We start from the raw sequence: 18,150 nt of genomic DNA on the forward strand, positions 1-18,150 counted from the left end.
TTACCACGATGCTTGCCACCAGAATGATCCTGCTGCTTGCCGGCACGTCGATGGGCGCATTGGCGATCACGCCGGCCAAGGCGCAAACCGCCGATCGCGCGCCGGTCGCGGTCGCCCCGGTCGCCGCCGACCCGGCCGCTGACGGCAATGGTGAGATTGTGGTCACGGCGCGGCGGGTCAATGAATCGCTCAGCAAGGTGCCGGCATCGATCACCGCGTTCGACGCCAGGACGATCGCCAATGCCAATATCCAGCGCGCGCAGGATTTCGCCAAGCTGACCCCCGGGGTGACGATCGTCGCCAGCACCGCCGAGGCCGGCGACAACCAGATCAACATTCGCGGGATCAACAGCGCGCGTGATGCCGAGAGTTCGGTCGCGCTGGTGGTCGACGGAATCCTCAAGACCAACAATGCCGTGCTCAACCAATCGCAGGGCACGCTGCGCCAGATCGAAGTGCTCAAAGGGCCGCAGGGCGCGCTTTATGGCCGCAATGCCGCCGCCGGAGCGATTGTCATGCAGACGCTCAAGCCGGGCGATCACTTCGAAGGCGGCGCCACGCTGAGCTATGGCAACGTCAACACCGCGACCGCCAACGCCTATGTCGCCGGGCCGATCGGACCGGGCATCGGCTTTGTGCTGGCGGGGGATTACAGCCGCACCAATGGCTTTTACCGCAACACCTTCCTCAACGCCACAGTGGTCGACAATCGCAAGGAATGGAACATCAACGGCCGCGTCGTGGCCGCATTGGGTGATGCTACCCAGCTTGATGCCAAGCTGCGCTACGGGGAATATCACGGCGCCTCGATCAACTTCAACTCAGTGTTCCACCTGCCGGCTTTCGGCGGGGCGTTCAACGAGGACGTCAACGATCACCCATTCCATTATTATTCCAACATAAAGCCGACCAACGACCAGAGGACAATCGAAGCGTCGCTCAAGCTCGACCATGATTTTGGCGGGGTGAAGCTGACCGCCTGGGGGCTCTACAGCAACGTCAAGAACGACCTGACCGCCGATGGCACCTCGGCCGATTTCGCGCGCTATCTGTTCGCGTCGAACCCGGCGGCGCAGCCTGCGGTCAATGCCTGCTTCGCCTCGACGGCGGCGCTGACGGGATATCCGGTCAATCCGCCCGGCTTCATCGGCGCCATCCCGGTGCCGTTTATTTTCGCGCCCGCCAACGGATCGACCTTCGGCGCCTACTCGCCCACGACCTGCGACGGCACCCAATATCAGCTTCGCAATCAGAAGGATTTCAGCGGCGAAATCCGCTTGGCGTCGACCGCGCCCGGACCCGTCAGCTGGCAGCTCGGCGCCTATGCCTTGCACATTGACCGCCTCACCGGGGTCAGCCTTGGCGCCGACACCGGCAATGGCGTGACCAGGCAGCTGTACAATGCGCCCGGCAGCAGCAATCCGACGTCGCAGCTTTATGCCGACAAGTTCAAGACCGATGTCTACGCCGGGTTCGGGTCGGTCGACTGGAAGCCGAGCAACGCCTTCGATGTCAGCCTCGCGCTGCGCTATGACATAGAGCGTCGGCACGTCGACAACCAGGTGCCGCTGGCGACCGATCCGTTCGCTGGTGGCCCGATCAATCCGGGACAGACGGGCGGCGCGATCCCGTCGAAGAGCCGGACCTACAAGCAGCTCGAGCCCAAGATCAGCGCCCGGCTGGAAATTGCCCCACAGACCAATTTGTTCGCCAACTGGGGGGTCGGTTTCAAGTCGGGCGGGTTCAACAATCAAGGCTCGGCGGCGATCGTCAATCAGAACTTCAACGTGGCGCCGATCAACGCCAACGTCCTCATCAACGACGACTTTCGCAAGGAGCGGTCGAACGCCTATGAAGCCGGGATCAAGGGCCGGGTCGGGCCGGTGCGCTATAGCGTGGCGGGCTATTACACCCAGGTCCGCGACATGCAGTTCTTCGAATTCTTCGTCGGCGGCTTCGGCCTGCTCAGGGTCGTGTCAAACATCGACCGGGTCGACCTGAAGGGGGTTGAGGCCAGTGTCGATGCGCGCGTCGTCAAGGGCTGGACGCTGTCCGGCGCGTTCAACGTTACCGATTCAAAGATCAAGAAGAACAGCTCGCGGCCCGATACCGTTGGCAACAAGTCGCCTTACACGCCTGACTATACGATCAACCTGGGCAGCCAGAACGAGATCCCGGTCGCGAACGGACTGAAATTGTTATTCCGCGCTGATTATCGAATTACCGGGCCGACCTGGTTCCACACCGTGCAGGACCAGACCAAGTCGACGATCTTCAGCCAGCTGCTGCCCATCTCGGCGCTTCAACTGCCGTCGTTCGTGGGCGATGCGAATTACAAGATTGCCAGGCGCAAGGCCTTCGGCGTGGTTGACCTTCGCCTCGGCCTGGAAGGACGGCAGTGGAAGGTCACCGCTTTCGGCACCAACGTGTTCGACAAGAAATACCTCAGCGAAGTCATCCCCGCGATCGAATTTGGCGGGTCGTTCATCTCGCCCGGGGCGCGGCGCCTCTACGGGCTGGAGCTGGGGGTTAAATTCTAGGGAAGGGATTTGGGGCGGCGGCGGCGTTGCGTCGCTGCTTGCCCCAGTTCAGTGCCAACCAGGCAAGGGTCAGGCGCTCATCGCCATCGGTGTGGCGAATGGCATTGGCGTGGCGGCACCGACGGCGCGGGCGCGTTCGGCGAAGTCGCCGGCGAGTTTCAGGTGCCAGTCGCGGGCTTGCTGCGTGATCGATCGAAGCGCGGCCGTCCGTTCCTCGGAAGCACGGCGAAGATAGTAACGCTGGTTCGATTCCACGGGGGTGCTCCCTGCTGTCGGCCGGCTCGCTGTCGGCTGGTCAGGTTGAACTTGCGCCTCTTTGCCTAACGATTCGTTAAATGACGCCACTTTTCACCGCGCACCTGATCCGTTTCGGAACGGGACAGGCCTGTTGCAGCGGGGTGACAGATCGGTTCAATCGGATCATCGCTGAAACCGAACGACTCGTCGCTGGTTATACGTCCAAAGCCTGTGGAGAAACGGCCATGTCGATTGCGACCCTTCGGGAATTCGATCCCGCGAAGCGCGGCTACCACGCCGTCTATCGCGAAAATGAAGTCAATCATTGCCCCGGTTGCGGGCGGACGCACTGGTATGTCGGGCGCTCGCTTGCCGAATGCGGCTTTTGTTCGACCGCGCTGCCACTGGCCGAAAGCCATCGGCAGGGCGCGATGTTCACCTCGACGCACCGCTCGAAGCCGGTCTGGGTGTCGCGCCGCGCTGCCTGAGCGTCATTGATTGCCGGCGTTCCCCACGGAGTGTCGGCGCTCGCCTTGCCCTAAATTGAATTTTATCGCGTGAACCGTTATGCTCGCGGCATGAACCGGCTGCCCCGCTTCCTGATCGTCACCGCGCTACTGGTCGCGCCGGCGCCGCTCGTCGCGGGCAAGGGCGCTGCCGGGCTTAACCTGGTCAACGGCACCGGCCAGATGATTTCTAACCTCTACATTCGCCGCACGGGCACCAACAGTTGGCTGCCGCTGGTTGCGAGCCCGGCCCGGCCGGCCAAGGGAAGCAAGGCGACCTCGGCATTCAGCGATCCCGATTGCGCGTTCGACCTGAAGGTCACGCTTGAAGATACGACCGAAGCGACCTGGCCCGGGGTCAATCTTTGCGAAGTGAAATCGCTGACCTTGAACCGGAATGATAAGGGCGTGACCTGGGTCGATTACGACTGACGCGCCGCGCCGGGGTGAGGGCCGCGCGCCTCACTGGAAGCGGACCCGGAACCGGAACGGGCACTGGCCGCACCGAATCGAGCAGCTTGGCACCGCCCACGAAAACCACCCCGGTGGCTGCCGCCGCCAGGATCCAGCCGTTGGCCCCGTGATAGGTTTCGATGTAGACTCGTCCCCGTTCGACCGCGCCCAGCGCGATGGCGTAAATGACCAGGAACGCCTCGAAGCGAGTCTTGATTGTGAACCAGCGCTTCACGCGCGATTTCGAAGGTAAACGCATCGACATCTATTAAGCAAACGCCGTGCCAATCCCACAGTTCCGCCGTTTTAGCGTTAAGCTTCAAGGTTAAATGTCAATTAACCCGACAATGAGCCGGTGAGGTCGAGCGCATCCAGCAGTGCCGACCGGGCGCGCTCGACATCGCTGATCAGCGCCGCATCCTGCAACGCATCGACGGCAATCTCGGCCGGCCAATGGTGCCCGACCACCGCCGCCAGCCGATCGATCTTCGCCTTGTCGACCAGGAAACGCGGGTCGACCGTTGCCGGATCGCACGCCACGCGCAGGCGCAGGCAGGCCGGGCCGCCGCCATTGGCCATCGATTGGCGCACATCGACCACCTCGACCCGGCGGATCGCGCCGTTCGACGCCAGGTGCCGTTGCAGCCAGTTCCACACGCTCGGCGTCTCCTGCGCCTCGCTCGGCACAATCAGCGTCTGCTCGCCGGTCGGCAGCGTCACCAGCTGGGCGTTGAACAGATAGGAGGAGATCGCCTCGGCCAGGCTGACTTCGCCCACCGCGACCTCAAGCAGCTCAAAGCCGTTTGCCGCGCACAGCGCCGCCACCTCATCGCGCCGCGCAAACGCCTGCTCATGCGCGAACAGCAGCCGTTCGTTGGCGACCGCTACCACGTCGTTGTGAAACGCGCCCGCGGCGATTGCCGCTTCGGACTGTTCGACGAAATGGGTTCGCGCCGGATCGAGCCCGTGCAGCCGCGCCACCGCGCGCGATGCCTCGAGATGCTGGCGGGCCGGGAAGGGGCCACCCGCCACACCATAGACGAACAGTTCGTGCCCGGGCTCGCCGTGCGCGCCCGTCAGCCGCATGTGATTGGCCGCGCCCTCGTCGCCGAATGCCGGGGGGACGGGGCGGTGGACCGCAAATGCCGGGTCCGCGAAGGCGATCTTCAACTGCGCCATCGTCGCGCCCCATTCGTGGCTGCGATGCGGCATCGATCGCAAATTGGCGACGGTCAGGTGGCATTTGCCGTCGCGCGTGTCCGCCCCCGGCGAGACCGTCGCCGCATTGGCCGCCCACATCGACGAGGCCGACATGGCGTTGGCGGCGATGACCGGATCGGCATCCTCGATCGTCGTGCCAAGGCTCGCCAGCCACGCCCGCGCGGGCCGGGGCGGAGGCACGAACAGGCCCTGCACCAGCCCCAGCGCCAAATTCGCGCGCATCTTTTCCAGTCCCTGAAGCGCCGCGCTGCGCGGCTGCGACACTGCCCCGGCATTGCGCGCCGAGGCGAGGTTGCCAAGGCTCAGTCCGGCGTAATTGTGGCTGGGCCCGATGATCCCGTCGAAGTTGATCTCGCGCATCGTGCTCATCGCGCCACTGCCGCAAAGCGGTCGCCGACCCCGATCCCGAGCAGCTTCGCCGCCGCCGGATCGATCGTCGCACTGTCGTCGGCGGCCAGTTTGATATGCGCATAGCAGGCGGCAAACTGCTTCAACCGCCCGGCCGAGGCGATCACTTCATGCGTGCCGCCATCCTCGATTGCGCTGACGGTAAAGTCGCGCGCCGAGCGGATGGTGTGAATCTGATCGGTCGCCGCCGTGACCGTGGGTCCGCCGTCGAAAATGTCGATGTAGCGGTCGAACTTGAACCCTTCTCCCTCCAGCATCCGCAGCGCCGCGCGCCCGGTGGGATGCGGGTGGCCAAGCACGGCACGCGCGGTGTCGGGGAGCATCGCAGTGTAGATCGGTGTCTGCGGCATCAAATCGGCGATGAACTGGGTGCCGTTGACCGCGTTGAAGGCGTCGGCCTCGGGGAAGCTCAGGCCGAAAAAGCGCCCCGCCAGCGCATCCCAGAAAGGCGAATTGCCGCTCTCGTCCATCACCCCGCGAAGCTCGGCCAGCGTGCAGTCCCCGAACCGAGCCCGATGCTCGCGGATGAACAGGTACCGGCTCCGCGCGAGCAGCATGCCCAGCCCGCCGGCGCGCTCATTGGGATGGAGGAACAGCCCGCCGACCTCTGACGAACCCTCAAGGTCGGTCGACAGGTTGAGCGTTTCGTTGCGAAATGTCTTGCCCAATTCCTGGCTATGCTGGGTCAGCGACGAAATGCGATAGCTGTAGAATGGCCGGTCGAGCCCGACCGCGCCGAACACCTGGCAGGTGCCGCGAATAACCTCTTGGTCAGGATCCTCGAGCATGAACAAGTACAGGTCGCCGGCCTGCTCCTCACCCTCGCGCGCGAAACTGTCGTCCGACCGGCCGATCTTCTCCACCAATGTCTTCTTGTCGGCGGGCAGGTTGGTGAAGCCGCCCCCGGTCAACTTGGCCATTTCATAAACCGACGCGAAATCGTCGGGATGCGCGGGGCGGACGCGGAAATTGCGGTTCATCGCGCTTCGCCCGCCAGCCGCAATAAGGTCACCGCCGACAGCGCCGCGCGCTCGGCCAAACTTTCCACGATCAGATATTCCTCCATCGAGTGAATCTTGCCCCCGCGCACGCCCATCGTGTCGATCACCGGCACGCCGCACGCGGCTATATTATTCCCGTCGCACACCCCGCCGGTCGGCTGCCAGCCGATCGACTGGCCAAGGTCGGCGCCAGCCTGCTTGACCAGCCCGAACAATATCTCGGCCTCTGGCGTCATCGGCTTCGGCGGCCGCCCGAACCCGCCATGGGCGTGGATCGACACATCATGCTCGGCCGCGATCTGTTCGACGGCGGCATCGATCAGCGCTTGAGCCCGCGCCTGGTCTTTTAGCGTCGCCGGGCGCAAATTGACCCGCAGCACGGCATTGTCCGGAACGACATTGTTCGGCCCGCCGCCATCGACCCTGGCGACATTGACCGACAGGCTCGGCCCGCGCGCCTCGGCCAGTCGCAGCGCCAGATCGGCCGCAGCGACGACGGCATTGCGCCCATCCTCGGGATTGCGCCCGGCATGCGCCGACTTGCCGCCGATCACGAAACTGAAATTGCCGCTCCCCGGCCGCGCCCCGGCGAGCGTCCCGTCGGGCAGCGCGGCGGGTTCATAGGTCAACGCCGCGCGCTTGCCCCGCGCCGCCATCGCGATCAGCCCGGCCGACCCCGGCGATCCGACTTCCTCATCGGAATTGATGATCACTTCATAGCCCAGCCGTCCCGCACCGGCGCTCGCTTCGAACGCGCTCAGCGCCGCCAGCATGACCGCAATTCCGCCCTTCATGTCGGCCACCCCCGGCCCGCCGAGCACGCCGGGCTCGAGCCATGTCAGCGACTGGAACGGATGATCGAGCCCGAACACCGTATCCATATGCCCGGTCAGCAGAAGCTGCACCGGCGCCTGTGGCCGCACCACCAGATGCAGGTTGCGCCCATGCTGAATGTCGAACCGCTTGCCCGCCGCATCGACCGCATCGACCGGCGCCGGATCGACCATCGTCACCGCGCCGGGCAATCCTGCGAACGCATCGCTCAACAGCGCCGCCACATCCGCCAGCCCGCCAAGATTGCGCGATCCCGAATTAATCCCCGCCCACGCCTCGACCTGGGCCAGCATCGGCGCCGCCATCGCCGCCTCGACTGCAGCCTGCTCTTCACGCGTCAAATTGCCCATTGCCCGGCTCTACCGCGCCCGGCGCGCCAACGCCACACCCGCTACAGATGCATCCCGAAATGCCGCAGCAAATCGCGATACATTTCGCGCTTGAACGGCACGATCAGGTCGGGCAGCTGTGCCGGCTTGACCCATTTCCACGCGTTGAATTCGGGATGTGCGGTCGCGATGTCGACATCGCTGTCGCGCCCCAGGAAGCGGCAGAGATACCAGTCCTGGTCCTGCCCTTTCCATTTGCCCTTCCACAATTTGCCGCGAAGCTCGGGCGGCAAGTCGTACCGCAACCGCTCGGGACATTCGGCGATCCGCTCGACCAGATGGGGTGCGATCCCGGTCTCCTCCTCCAGCTCGCGCAGCGCGGTTGCCCACGGCGCCTCGCCCTTGTCGATCCCGCCCTGCGGCATCTGCCACGCTTCATCGGTATAATCGATCCGTCGACCGACCCACACCTTGCCCTCACCGTTGAGCAGCATGATCCCGACCCCGCGGCGATAGCCGTCGACTCCGCTCATGCCGCCACCATCAGCTTCAGATGTGCCAGCGTCTGCGCGACATCGGCCGCCGACGACGGCAGCAACTTGCGCAGCGTCCAGAAGGCGTGGATCGTGCCCCTGGCCTCCAGATAAACGACCTCGCATCCGACCCTGGCCAGTTCGCCCGCCAGCGACCGGCCCTGGTCGCGCAACGGGTCGAGGCTGGCGGTGATGATCACCGTCGGCGGCAATCCCGCAAGTCCCGCGACCAGCGGATTGCGCCGCGGGTCGTCGTCGGGCGCGCGATAATGGCTGTCGAACCAGTGCATCCCCGCCTGGGTCAGGAAATATCCTTCGGCAAAGTCGTGACCGCTGCCCTCGTTGCGGCAGGTTTCGGTGACCGGATAGACCAGGCATGTCGCCGCCACCGGCACCGCCGCCGGGGCATCGCGAAGCGCCACTGCGGTTACGATCGCCAGATTCGCCCCTGCGCTGTCCCCCATCAGGATCAACCGCTTGGCCTCCCGCCCGGTTGCCGCACCGTTCGCTGCGATCCACCGTGCTGCGGCCAGCGCGTCGTCGGGCGCGGCGGGGAAGGGGGCCTCGGGCGCAAGCCGGTAATCGACGGAAATCACAGGCAAATCCATCTGGCGCGAGATTTCCGCGCACACCGACGCATGACTGTCGAGATCGCCGAAGACGAACCCTCCGCCATGAGTGAACATAATCACGTCGCTCGGGCTTCGCTCAGCGCGAACGTCGAACAGTCTGAGCGCAATCGCCCCCGCCGGCCCCGGGCATGACAGGTCGCGGATCAGCCCCAGTTCTCCCAACGGCGGCTCGGTTTCGACCTTCGACGCCTTGCGCATCGCCCGCGCATCCGTCGGCGACATCGCCTCGATCGGCGGCTGGCCCGATGCTGCCATTAATTGGAGGAGGAGTTTCACATCGGGACGGATATAGGGTTCGGTCACATTCTCTCCTCTGGCGATGGAACACGCATAAATGCTGCAACTCCCGGTCCCAAGGGGCTTAACGCTGGAACACGCCGCCGCACACGCCTAAACGATATCCCAAACGAAAGATCAAAGGACGAGGACCCATGGCGTCGGCGACGCACCTGCTCACTCCCGAGGAAGCCTATGCGCACCCGGTAATGGAATCGATGGTTGTCCGCTTTGCCGGCGACAGTGGCGACGGCATGCAGCTGACCGGGGGGCAATTCACCTTGTCGACCGCGCTCGCCGGCAACGACCTTGCCACCTTCCCCGACTTCCCGGCCGAGATCCGCGCGCCGCAGGGCACGACCTTCGGCGTCTCGGCGTTTCAGATCAACTTCGGCTCGACCGCGATCGACACCGCCGGGGACCAGCCCGACGTGCTCGTCGCGATGAACCCCGCCGCGCTCAAGACCAACGTCAAGGCGCTGCGCGACGGCGGCCTGATCATCGCCGACGAAGGCGAGTTCACAGCCCGGAACCTGACCAAGGCTGGCTACACCAGCAACCCGCTCGAGGACGAAAGCCTGGCCCGGTGGCAGCTGGTCAAGTTCAACATCAGCCAGCTGACCATGGACGCGGTCAAACCCTTCGGCCTCGGCAACAAGGAGGCGCTGCGCTGCAAGAATATGTGGACACTAGGCCTCGCGCTGTGGATGTTCGATCGTGACCGGGCGCCGATCACCAATTGGCTGACGACCAAGTTCGCGAAAGCCCCGACGCTCGCCGAAGCCAATATCGCCGCGCTCAACGCTGGCCACGCCTATGGCGAAACCATCGAGATGGGCGCCAGCGTTCGCCAGCATCACATCGCCGCCGCGCCCGCCGAGCCCGGGCTTTACCGTACCGTCACCGGGGCCGAATCGCTCGCTGTCGGGCTTGTTGCGGGCGCCCAGCTTGCTGGCCTTCCGATGTTCTTCGGCTCCTACCCGATCACCCCTGCCTCGCCGCTGCTGCACCATCTCAGCCGCCTCAAGGAATATGGCATCACCACCTTCCAGGCGGAGGACGAGATTGCCGCCATCTGCTCGGCGATCGGCGCCAGCTACGCTGGCCAGCTCGGCATCACTTCCTCGTCGGGTCCGGGCATCGCGCTCAAGGGCGAAGCGATGGGGCTGGCCTTCATCACCGAACTCCCGCTCGTCATCGTCAATTCGCAGCGCGGCGGCCCCTCGACCGGCCTGCCGACCAAGACCGAGCAGTCCGATCTCTACCAGGCGGTCTATGGCCGCAATGGCGATGCCCCGATCCCGGTCATCGCCTGCCGCTCGCCGTCCGACGCGTTCGACTGCGCGATCGAGGCGTGCCGGATCGCGGTGCGCTACATGACCCCGGTGCTGCTGCTTTCGGATGGCTATATCGCCAATGCCGCCGAGCCGTGGAAGGTCCCCGACATGGCGACCTACGCGCCCTTCCCGGTGTCGTTCCACACCGATCGTCCGGCAGACGGCGAGCAGGTCATGCCCTACGCCCGCAATGACGAACTCGCCCGCCCGTGGATCAGGCCCGGCACCCCCGGCCTCGAACATCGCATCGGCGGAATCGAGAAAGCGCCGGGCTCAGGCAACATCGACTACTCGCCCGAAGCCCATGCCGAAATGACCCGCACCCGCGTGCAGAAGGTCGCCAATATCGCCGACTCGATCCCCGATCAGGACGTCATGCTCGGCACCACCTCGGGCAAGCTTGCGGTCGTCGGCTGGGGCTCGACCTATGGCCCGATCCATCAAGCCGTGCGCCGGCTTCGCGCCACGGGGATGGACGTTTCGCACATCCATATCCGCCATATCGCGCCGATGCCGAAAAATATGTCTGTCCTACTCAAGTCTTATGAGCGCATATTGGTCCCCGAGATGAATACGGGCCAGCTCAAGACGATCCTTCGCGACCTGTTCCTGGTCGACGCGCGCCCGCTCAACAAGGTCAGCGGCCAGCCGTTCACCATCGCCGAGATCGAGGCGGCGATCACCGCGGCGCTGGCATGACGGGCATGACAGCCACGACGGCCATGATACGAAAGACTAAGCCGACGATTTTCGTGTCACACTGTCTAGCTTGTCCAAAACGGGGCTGACGGCATGAAGCAGATCAACCCTGTCCCCTTGATCATGATGCTGATCCTGGTCCTTCTCCTGCTCTATTATATTACCGGAATCGCCCGATGAACGAGATGGTCAAACTCACCGCCAAGGACTGGGCATCGGACCAGGAAGTGCGCTGGTGCCCCGGCTGCGGCGACTATGCCGTGCTGAAAGCCGTGCAGCGGACCATGCCCGACCTTGACGTCGCGCGCGAAAATACCGTGTTCGTCAGCGGCATCGGCTGCTCGAGCCGCTTTCCCTACTACATGGCGAGCTACGGTTTCCACACTATCCACGGTCGCGCCCCCGCCGTCGCCACCGGGGTCAAGCTCGCCAACCCGAACCTCGATGTGTGGATCATCACCGGCGACGGCGACGCGCTTAGCATCGGCGGAAACCACACGATGCACCTGCTGCGGCGCAATCTCGACTGCCAGTTCCTGTTGTTCAACAACGAGATTTACGGGCTGACCAAGGGCCAGTATTCGCCGACCTCGCGGATTGGCACGCGTTCGCCCTCGACCCCGTTCGGATCGGTCGACCGCCCCGCCAACCCGTGCAGTTTTGCCCTTGGTGCTGGCGCGCGGTTCATCGCCCGCGCCATCGACGTCAACAAATATCTCCCCGACGTGCTCAAGGCCGCCCACGCCCACAAGGGCGCCAGCTTCGTCGAAATTTTTCAGAATTGCGTGGTCTACAACGATGACGTCTTTGCCCCCTTCACCGCCAAGGAATTCGCCGCCGACCGCCAGCTCTGGCTCAAAGCGGGCGAGAAGATGATCTTCGCCAATGGCACAAAGGGCATCGGCTTCGACCGCGAGACGATGAAGCTGACCATCGTCGACGCCGCCGACGAAAGCGTCCTCGTCCACGACCTCAAGAACCGCACCATGGCGCAACTGCTGATCGAAATGCCCGCCAGCGCCGGCTTCCCGGTCGCGCTCGGCGTCATCTACGAAGACCCCGCCCCGACCTTCGAAAGCGCCGTCGTCGAACAAAATCGCGCCGTCAGCGAAGGCAAGAAGGTCGACCTCCAGGCCCTCGTCGCCCAGGGCCAAAGCTGGCAGGTCGAAAAGGAACCGAGGGCGGAGTAGGGCGCTAGCCACCCATGACCTCCCTTTTATGGTTCCGCCAGGACCTCCGCCTCGCCGATCACCCCGCCTTGCTTGCCGCCGTCGAGCAGGGGCCGACCGCATGCCTTTATGTCCTCGATGACGATACGCCGGGCCATTGGCGCATCGGTGGCGCGCAGCGCTGGTGGCTTCACCACAGCCTCGCCAGCCTGGCGCATTCGCTCGAGGCGATCGGCGGCAATCTCATCTTGCGCCGTGGCCCGGCCGCCGCGACCGTCGCCGCGGTGGCGGACGAGCTTTGCGCCACCAGCATCCACGCCACCCGCCACGCCGAGCCGTGGTGGCGCGCCGCGGATGCCGACCTCGGCGATCGCGTCACCCTCCACGACGGCGACACGCTGGTTGCGTCGGAACGGGTCGTCACCGGCGGCGGCACCCCGTTCAAGGTCTATGGTCCATTCTACACCGCCCTGACCCACCACCTTCCGCCGCCCGAACCGCGCCCAGCGCCGCATCGGATCGAACCCCCTGCCAAGGTCATCGAGAGCGATCGTCTCGATGATTGGCATCTTTTGCCGACCCGTCCGGACTGGGCGACTGGCTTCACCGACTGGCACCCCGGTGAAAGCGGCGCCGCCGCCAACCTTGCCGATTTTGCCGACCGCGTCGTTGGCTACCAGACTGACCGAGATCGTCCTTCGGTCGAAGGTACAAGCCGCCTCTCGCCTTACCTCCACCACGGCGAGATGAGCCCGCGCCAGGTGTGGCACGCGCTTCACGGGACGGGCGGAGACAAGTTTCTGAAAGAGCTGGCGTGGCGCGACTTTTCACGCTCGGCGATTCTCGCGCAGCCCGGTCTTGGCGACGTCAACGGCCGGCCGGGAATGAATGGCCTGCAGTGGCGAACTGGCCCGCCCGCCGACGCTGATTTCGCCGCTTGGACGAAGGGCCGCACCGGCTATCCGATTGTCGATGCCGGGATGCGTCAGATGTGGACGACCGGCTGGATGCACAATCGCGTCCGCATGATTACCGCCAGCTTTCTGGTGAAACATTTGCTGATCGACTGGCGGCGCGGCGAGCGCTGGTTCTGGGACACGCTGGTCGATGCCGATTATGGCAACAACAGCCTGAACTGGCAGTGGATCGCGGGCACCGGCAGCGCAAGTCAGCCCTTCTTCCGCATCATGGCGCCGCTCGCCCAGTCGGCAAAGTTCGACGCAGCCGATTACATTCGCGAGTGGTTACCGGAACTAGCCACGCTGTCCGATCCAGACATCCACGACCCCGTCTTCCGCCCCGCCGATTATCCGCAGCCGTTGATCGGCCATCGGGAGGCACGGGACCGAGCCCTCTCAACGCTTGCCAACGCCCGCACCGGCTAGCACAGCCCCGCTATGGCTACTCGCGGACAGCATCTTCTCAGCGCCGACAAGCGCTTCGCCACCGGCGGCGGGTTGATCGCGCGGGCCATCGCCCCGCTGTTTGCCCGCCTCGTCAACCAGCTCGACGACCGCATCCGCCTCGGCGGGATCGATGGGAGCATCCCCGACGGCACCCCGCGCCGCGTCGGCTTTCATGCCCCGGGACCGGTCGCGGTGGTCAACCTCCACAACTGGATGGCGCTGGTCCGCGTCGCCACTTCGGGATCGGTCGGCTGGTACAAGGCGTGGGAGCGGGGCGAATGGAGTTCGCCCGACCCGGTCAGGATCGCCGAGCTGTTCATGGCCAATGCCCTGACGCTGGGCGACGCCGCCCGCGCCAAGGGCCCGGCGCGCTGGCTCAACGCGCTCGCCCACCGCCTGCGCGACAATGCGCCGGGCAAGGCGCGCGACAATATCGCCGCGCATTACGATCTCGGCAACGACTTCTACGCCGCCTGGCTCGACCCGAGCATGACCTATTCCGCCGCGCGCTTCGAGCCGGGGGACACGCTCGAGCAGGCGCAGCATCGCAAGATCGCGCTGCTCCTCGATCGGCTCGAGCTGAAGCCCGGCGACCGCTTGCTGGAGATTGGCTGCGGCTGGGGCGCGCTGGCCATCGCGGCGGCGCGGCGCGGGGCAAGCGTCGTCGGCCTGACGCTGAGCCAGGAGCAGAAGGACTATGCCGACGCGCGCATCGCCGAAGCTGGCCTGACCGACAAAATCGACATTCGCCTGACCGACTATCGCGACATCGACGGAAGCTTCGACGCCATCGCCTCGGTCGAGATGGTCGAGGCGGTCGGCGCGCGCTGGTGGCCAGCCTATCTCGACACCATCTCCCGCGCCCTCAAGCCCGGCGGCCGCGCGGCGCTGCAATATATCAGCATCGACCACCGCCTGTTCGACCGCTACGCCGCCAGCGCCGACTTCATCCAGGCCTATATCTTCCCCGGCGGAATGCTGCTCGACGAACCCGCTTTTCAAGCCCTCGCCAAGACACGTGGCCTGTCATGGGACGACCGAGACGGCTTCGGCCTCGACTATGCCGAGACCCTCCGCTTGTGGCGCACCGCCTACGACCGCGCCGTTGACAACCATCGCCTGACAGGCTTCGACGAACGCTTCCACCGCCTGTGGCGCTATTATCTCATGTATTGCGAAGGCGGCTTTCGCGGCCGCGGCATCGACGTCGCGCAGGTGACGATGGTGAACGGCTAGGCCTCGACCCGAAGCCGCCCGCCGGTTTCGACATCGCTCTGCAACCGCTCGATGATCGCCTTGGCCACCGTCTCGGGAGGCTTGACGCTCTGGGGCTCCTCCCCGGGGAAGGCGAGGCTCCGCATCCGCGTCCGCGTCGCACCCGGATCGATGATGTGGACCCGGATCCGCCCGCCATGCGCGGTCTCGTCGGCATAAGCACCGAGCAGCGAATCGAGCGCCGCCTTCGACGCGCCATAGGCACCCCAGAAGGCGCGCGGGCGGGCCCCGACCGAACTCGTCACTGCGACCACGTCGGCGCGTTCGGCGCGGCGCAGCAGCGGATCGAACGCGGCGATCAGCGCCTGGTTGGCGATCAGGTTGAGCTGGATCAGCTTGGCGAACTCGGCCCCGTCGATATGCTCGACCGGGGTCAGCGAGCCGAGCATTGCGGCATTGAGCACGAGGCAGTGCAGCGCATCCCATCGCCCGCCGATCGCCTCGGCCAGCTTGGCGATCGAGTCCGCCTGGGCGAGGTCGACCGGCGCAATCGTTGCGCTTCCGCCGGCGGCATGGATTCGCTCCTCGACCTCCTCAAGGGCTTTCGCAGTCCGCGCCACCAGCACGACATGCGCCCCGGCAGAAGCCAGCGCTTCTGCCGTCGCTGCGCCAATCCCGCGGCTTGCCCCGGTCACAAGCGCAAGCTTCCCCGAAAAAGGTCTTTCTTCAACCATGATCGGCGTCCTAACGGCTGGCGACGAGCGCGAGGCGCGGATGGCCTTCTTCGTTCATGTCGGTGAGGGACGTCGGATAATCCCCCGAAAAGCAGGCATCGCAGCGCTGCGGCGCGCGGGCATCGCGTTCGCTGCCAAGGGCGCGGTAAAGCCCGTCGAGCGAAATGAACGCCAGGCTGTCTGCGCCGATATGGTCACCCATTTGCGACACGTTCATCTTGAACGCGAGCAGCTTGGAGCGCTCGGGCGTATCGACCCCATAAAAGCAGCTGTGGCGAGTTGGCGGCGAGGCAATTCGCATATGCACTTCGCTGGCGCCGGCATCGCGCATCATTTGGACGATCTTGAGGCTGGTCGTCCCGCGCACGATCGAATCGTCGATCAGGACGATGCTCTTGCCGCGGATCAACGCCGAATTGGCGTTGTGCTTGAGCTTGACGCCGAGGTGGCGGACCCCGTCATTGGGCTGGATGAAGGTCCGCCCGACGTAGTGGGAGCGGATGATGCCAAGCTCGAACGGAATGCCCGAGGCCTGGCTAAAGCCGATCGCAGCGGGCACGCCCGAATCTGGTACAGGGACGACATAATCGGCCTCGACCGGGCTTTCGCGCGAAAGTTCGGCGCCGATATTCTTGCGCACTTCATAAACGGATGAGCCTTCGACGACGCTGTCGGGGCGCGAAAAATAGACATGTTCGAAGATGCATGGCCGCGGCCGCGCCGGGGCGAACGGGCGAAAGCTGCGCAGGCCGTTATCGTCGACCAACACCAGTTCCCCTGGCTCGACATCGCGAAGGTAGGTCGCGCCGATGACGTCGAGTCCGACGCTTTCCGAGGCGAACACAATCGCGTCGCCGACCTTGCCGATCACCAGCGGTCGAATGCCGAGCGGATCGCGGCAAGCGACCAGGCCGATTTCGGTCAGCACCAGCAGCGAGTAAGCGCCCTCGACCTGGCGAAGCGCGTCGATCAACCGGTCGAGCGGGGTCGTGTAGGAGGAAGTCGCGGTGAGGTGGATGATGACTTCGGTGTCGCTCGTCGACTGAAAGATCGAGCCGCGCCGGATAAGCGCGCGCTTCATCGTCATCGCATTGGAAATATTGCCATTGTGGGCGACTGCGAAGCCGCCCTCGTTGAGGTCGGCATAGAGCGGCTGAACATTGCGCAGCGCGGTCTCGCCGGTGGTCGAGTAGCGGACATGGCCGATCGCGGTGCGCCCGGCGAGCGGGCGGATGATCTCGTCCTTGTCGAAATTGCCCGCGACATGACCCATCGCGCGGTGGGTATGGAAATGCTTGCCGTCATAGCTAGTGATCCCGGCGGCTTCCTGCCCGCGATGCTGGAGCGCGTGGAGGCCAAGCGCGACGAAACTGGCGGCGCCGTCTGCCCCCCAGATGCCGAACACCCCGCACTCCTCGCGAAGTTTGTCGCCATCGAGCGAATCATCGTCGAACGGGTTGGTCGTGAGCATGGGAGCGGGCCGATCTCTGCTGTCGCGAAGCCGTCATATAGGGACGCCGCGCGGCTTTGTCGCCCCGTGCCTTAACCGGACTTGAAGAAGGGCGAATTTGCGCGGAAAGACAGAGGCATGCGGATCATCATCACCCTCGCGCTGCTGGTTTCGGCTTGCTCGGGCAAGGCGCCTGACAAGGGTCCGGCACTGGCCGTTGGCACTTACGCCGGCGGTGGCCGCGACCGCTTGTGCGTCGTTGGGGAGGCGGGCGCCCAACGCGCCGGGTTTGTCAGCTATGGCTCGGGCGAGACTAATTGTACGATGAGCGGGACGATCGAAGCCAGGGGAGCGGGGTTCGTCCTCACGCCCGCAGGCGATTCGCGTTGCTCGGTGGACGTCAGTGTCGATGACGGCCGCGCCTCGCTCGCCCTGGGCACCCCGGCGTGCAGCTATTATTGCGGCCCCGGCGCGACCTTCGCGAACAAGAGTTTCCGCCGCGACGACAAGGCCACCCAGGCAGTCGACCTCGCCGGTGACAAGCTCTGCCAGGAAAAGTAACCCGGCAAGGCGAACAAGAGAAAACGTGGTGAGCCCTGCTGGGTTCGAACCAGCGACCTACTGATTAAAAGTCAGTTGCTCTACCGACTGAGCTAAGGGCCCACGCGGGGATGCCGTTAGCGGCGCGGGCGCGGTCGGGCAAGGCGCGCGGCGAGATGGTGCGTCGTTAATGTGCCGACCAGCGGCCAGTCGGGTGCGACAAAGCCCATCGGCACCAGTACAAAATCGCGCTCCGCCAGCCGAGCATGGGGAATGGTCAAACCGCGTGAGGCGAAGCTTCCGCCGCTCCACGCCGCAATATCCAGGTCGAGTACGCGCGATCCCCAGCGCCGCCCGCCGCGGCGACCAAAGTTGCGTTCGATGGCTTTCAGCGCGGCCAGCAGGGCAGGGGGTTCGGAGTCGCTCTCGATCAGCGCTACGGCATTGGCGAAGCTCCGCCCCGCGCCTCCGGTCGCGCGGTTGAGCATGATCGGCGAGGCATCGAACAGGCCATAGTCGGCATCGAGCCGCGCAATCGCGGCCGCGACTACCCCGGTCGGTCGGCCATGGCGCCCATGCGGACGGTTCGACCCGATGGCGATCGCATAGAGATGGTTTGCCTGCCCCATG

The 18,150-nt window shown here is 65.1% G+C and carries 17 protein-coding genes and 1 tRNA gene; 8 read left to right on the top strand and 10 right to left on the bottom strand.

Annotated features, from left to right (window positions below):
• Window positions 1–8 precede the first annotated feature (8 nt).
• Window positions 9–2,540 (top strand): TonB-dependent receptor, encoded by a 2,532-nt coding sequence (locus tag U1700_RS06335; RefSeq protein ID WP_332751219.1) that lies wholly within the window; start codon window positions 9–11, stop codon window positions 2,538–2,540.
• A 69-nt stretch (window positions 2,541–2,609) separates the two neighbouring features.
• Here the strand turns inward: U1700_RS06335 and U1700_RS06340 are convergent, their stop codons facing one another.
• Window positions 2,610–2,795 (bottom strand): hypothetical protein, encoded by a 186-nt coding sequence (locus tag U1700_RS06340; protein WP_332751221.1) that lies wholly within the window; start codon window positions 2,793–2,795, stop codon window positions 2,610–2,612.
• Window positions 2,796–3,022: 227 nt separating this feature from the next.
• Between U1700_RS06340 and U1700_RS06345 the strand changes: the two genes are divergently transcribed.
• Both U1700_RS06345 and U1700_RS06350 read left to right on the top strand, forming a co-directional pair.
• Window positions 3,023–3,265: a hypothetical protein gene (locus tag U1700_RS06345; RefSeq protein WP_332751223.1), complete on the top strand. Its 243-nt coding sequence runs from the start codon at window positions 3,023–3,025 to the stop codon at window positions 3,263–3,265.
• Between the two features lie 90 nt (window positions 3,266–3,355).
• Window positions 3,356–3,715, top strand: a complete 360-nt coding sequence (locus U1700_RS06350) for a hypothetical protein (protein ID WP_332751225.1) — start codon at window positions 3,356–3,358, stop codon at window positions 3,713–3,715.
• 357 nt (window positions 3,716–4,072) lie between these two features.
• On the opposite strand, the gene U1700_RS06355 is transcribed toward U1700_RS06350, so the two are convergent.
• From U1700_RS06355 to U1700_RS06375, 5 genes are read right to left on the bottom strand one after another with little or no spacing between them, the layout of a single operon-like run.
• Window positions 4,073–5,326 carry an N-succinylarginine dihydrolase gene (locus U1700_RS06355; RefSeq protein ID WP_332751227.1) on the bottom strand — a complete coding sequence of 418 codons (1,254 nt, stop codon included), beginning with the start codon at window positions 5,324–5,326 and terminating at the stop codon, window positions 4,073–4,075.
• Complete coding sequence (locus U1700_RS06360; RefSeq protein WP_332751229.1) at window positions 5,323–6,345, bottom strand: arginine N-succinyltransferase; 1,023 nt, start codon at window positions 6,343–6,345, stop codon at window positions 5,323–5,325. The genes U1700_RS06355 and U1700_RS06360 overlap by 4 nt, the downstream gene beginning before the upstream one ends.
• Window positions 6,342–7,550, bottom strand: coding sequence for a hydrolase (locus tag U1700_RS06365; RefSeq protein WP_332751231.1), 1,209 nt, complete (start codon window positions 7,548–7,550; stop codon window positions 6,342–6,344). The genes U1700_RS06360 and U1700_RS06365 overlap by 4 nt, the downstream gene beginning before the upstream one ends.
• Window positions 7,551–7,591: 41 nt before the next feature.
• A complete protein-coding gene (locus tag U1700_RS06370; protein WP_332751233.1) occupies window positions 7,592–8,062 on the bottom strand; it encodes an RNA pyrophosphohydrolase in 471 nt (156 codons plus the stop codon).
• Window positions 8,059–8,997, bottom strand: coding sequence for an alpha/beta hydrolase (locus U1700_RS06375; protein WP_332751235.1), 939 nt, complete (start codon window positions 8,995–8,997; stop codon window positions 8,059–8,061). The genes U1700_RS06370 and U1700_RS06375 overlap by 4 nt, the downstream gene beginning before the upstream one ends.
• A 128-nt stretch (window positions 8,998–9,125) precedes the next feature.
• On the opposite strand from U1700_RS06375, the gene U1700_RS06380 reads away from it, so the two are divergent.
• The 4 genes from U1700_RS06380 to U1700_RS06395 all read left to right on the top strand — a co-directional run bounded on the left by U1700_RS06380 (window position 9,126) and on the right by U1700_RS06395 (window position 14,817).
• Window positions 9,126–11,006 (top strand): 2-oxoacid:acceptor oxidoreductase subunit alpha, encoded by a 1,881-nt coding sequence (locus tag U1700_RS06380; RefSeq protein WP_332751237.1) that lies wholly within the window; start codon window positions 9,126–9,128, stop codon window positions 11,004–11,006.
• A 176-nt stretch (window positions 11,007–11,182) separates the two neighbouring features.
• On the top strand, window positions 11,183–12,196 hold the full coding sequence (locus tag U1700_RS06385; protein WP_332751239.1) for a 2-oxoacid:ferredoxin oxidoreductase subunit beta: 1,014 nt from the start codon (window positions 11,183–11,185) through the stop codon (window positions 12,194–12,196).
• A gap of 14 nt (window positions 12,197–12,210) precedes the next feature.
• A complete protein-coding gene (locus U1700_RS06390) occupies window positions 12,211–13,560 on the top strand; it encodes a cryptochrome/photolyase family protein (protein ID WP_332751241.1) in 1,350 nt (449 codons plus the stop codon).
• Between the two features lie 12 nt (window positions 13,561–13,572).
• Window positions 13,573–14,817, top strand: coding sequence for a cyclopropane-fatty-acyl-phospholipid synthase family protein (locus U1700_RS06395; RefSeq protein ID WP_332751243.1), 1,245 nt, complete (start codon window positions 13,573–13,575; stop codon window positions 14,815–14,817).
• On the opposite strand, the gene U1700_RS06400 is transcribed toward U1700_RS06395, so the two are convergent.
• Both U1700_RS06400 and purF read right to left on the bottom strand, forming a co-directional pair.
• Window positions 14,814–15,530, bottom strand: coding sequence for an SDR family NAD(P)-dependent oxidoreductase (locus U1700_RS06400; protein WP_332751245.1), 717 nt, complete (start codon window positions 15,528–15,530; stop codon window positions 14,814–14,816). The two genes, U1700_RS06395 and U1700_RS06400, sit on opposite strands and share 4 nt — an antisense overlap.
• 10 nt (window positions 15,531–15,540) lie before the next feature.
• Entirely contained in the window at window positions 15,541–17,001 is a 1,461-nt protein-coding gene (gene purF / locus U1700_RS06405) for an amidophosphoribosyltransferase (RefSeq protein ID WP_332751247.1), read from the bottom strand.
• 117 nt (window positions 17,002–17,118) lie between these two features.
• Here purF and U1700_RS06410 point away from each other — a divergent pair, with 117 nt between their 5' ends.
• On the top strand, window positions 17,119–17,541 hold the full coding sequence (locus U1700_RS06410) for a hypothetical protein (protein WP_332751248.1): 423 nt from the start codon (window positions 17,119–17,121) through the stop codon (window positions 17,539–17,541).
• 26 nt (window positions 17,542–17,567) lie between these two features.
• On the opposite strand, the gene U1700_RS06415 is transcribed toward U1700_RS06410, so the two are convergent.
• Together U1700_RS06415 and folK are read right to left on the bottom strand one after the other, a co-directional pair.
• Window positions 17,568–17,643: transfer RNA gene (locus tag U1700_RS06415), tRNA-Lys, on the bottom strand.
• Window positions 17,644–17,657: 14 nt separating this feature from the next.
• Window positions 17,658–18,149 (bottom strand): 2-amino-4-hydroxy-6-hydroxymethyldihydropteridine diphosphokinase, encoded by a 492-nt coding sequence (gene folK, locus U1700_RS06420; RefSeq protein ID WP_332751249.1) that lies wholly within the window; start codon window positions 18,147–18,149, stop codon window positions 17,658–17,660.
• Between the last annotated feature and the right edge of the window lies 1 nt (window position 18,150).

Origin of the sequence: Sphingomonas sp. RB1R13, from assembly GCF_036663775.1 — a bacterium.
GTDB lineage: Bacteria > Pseudomonadota > Alphaproteobacteria > Sphingomonadales > Sphingomonadaceae > Sphingomicrobium.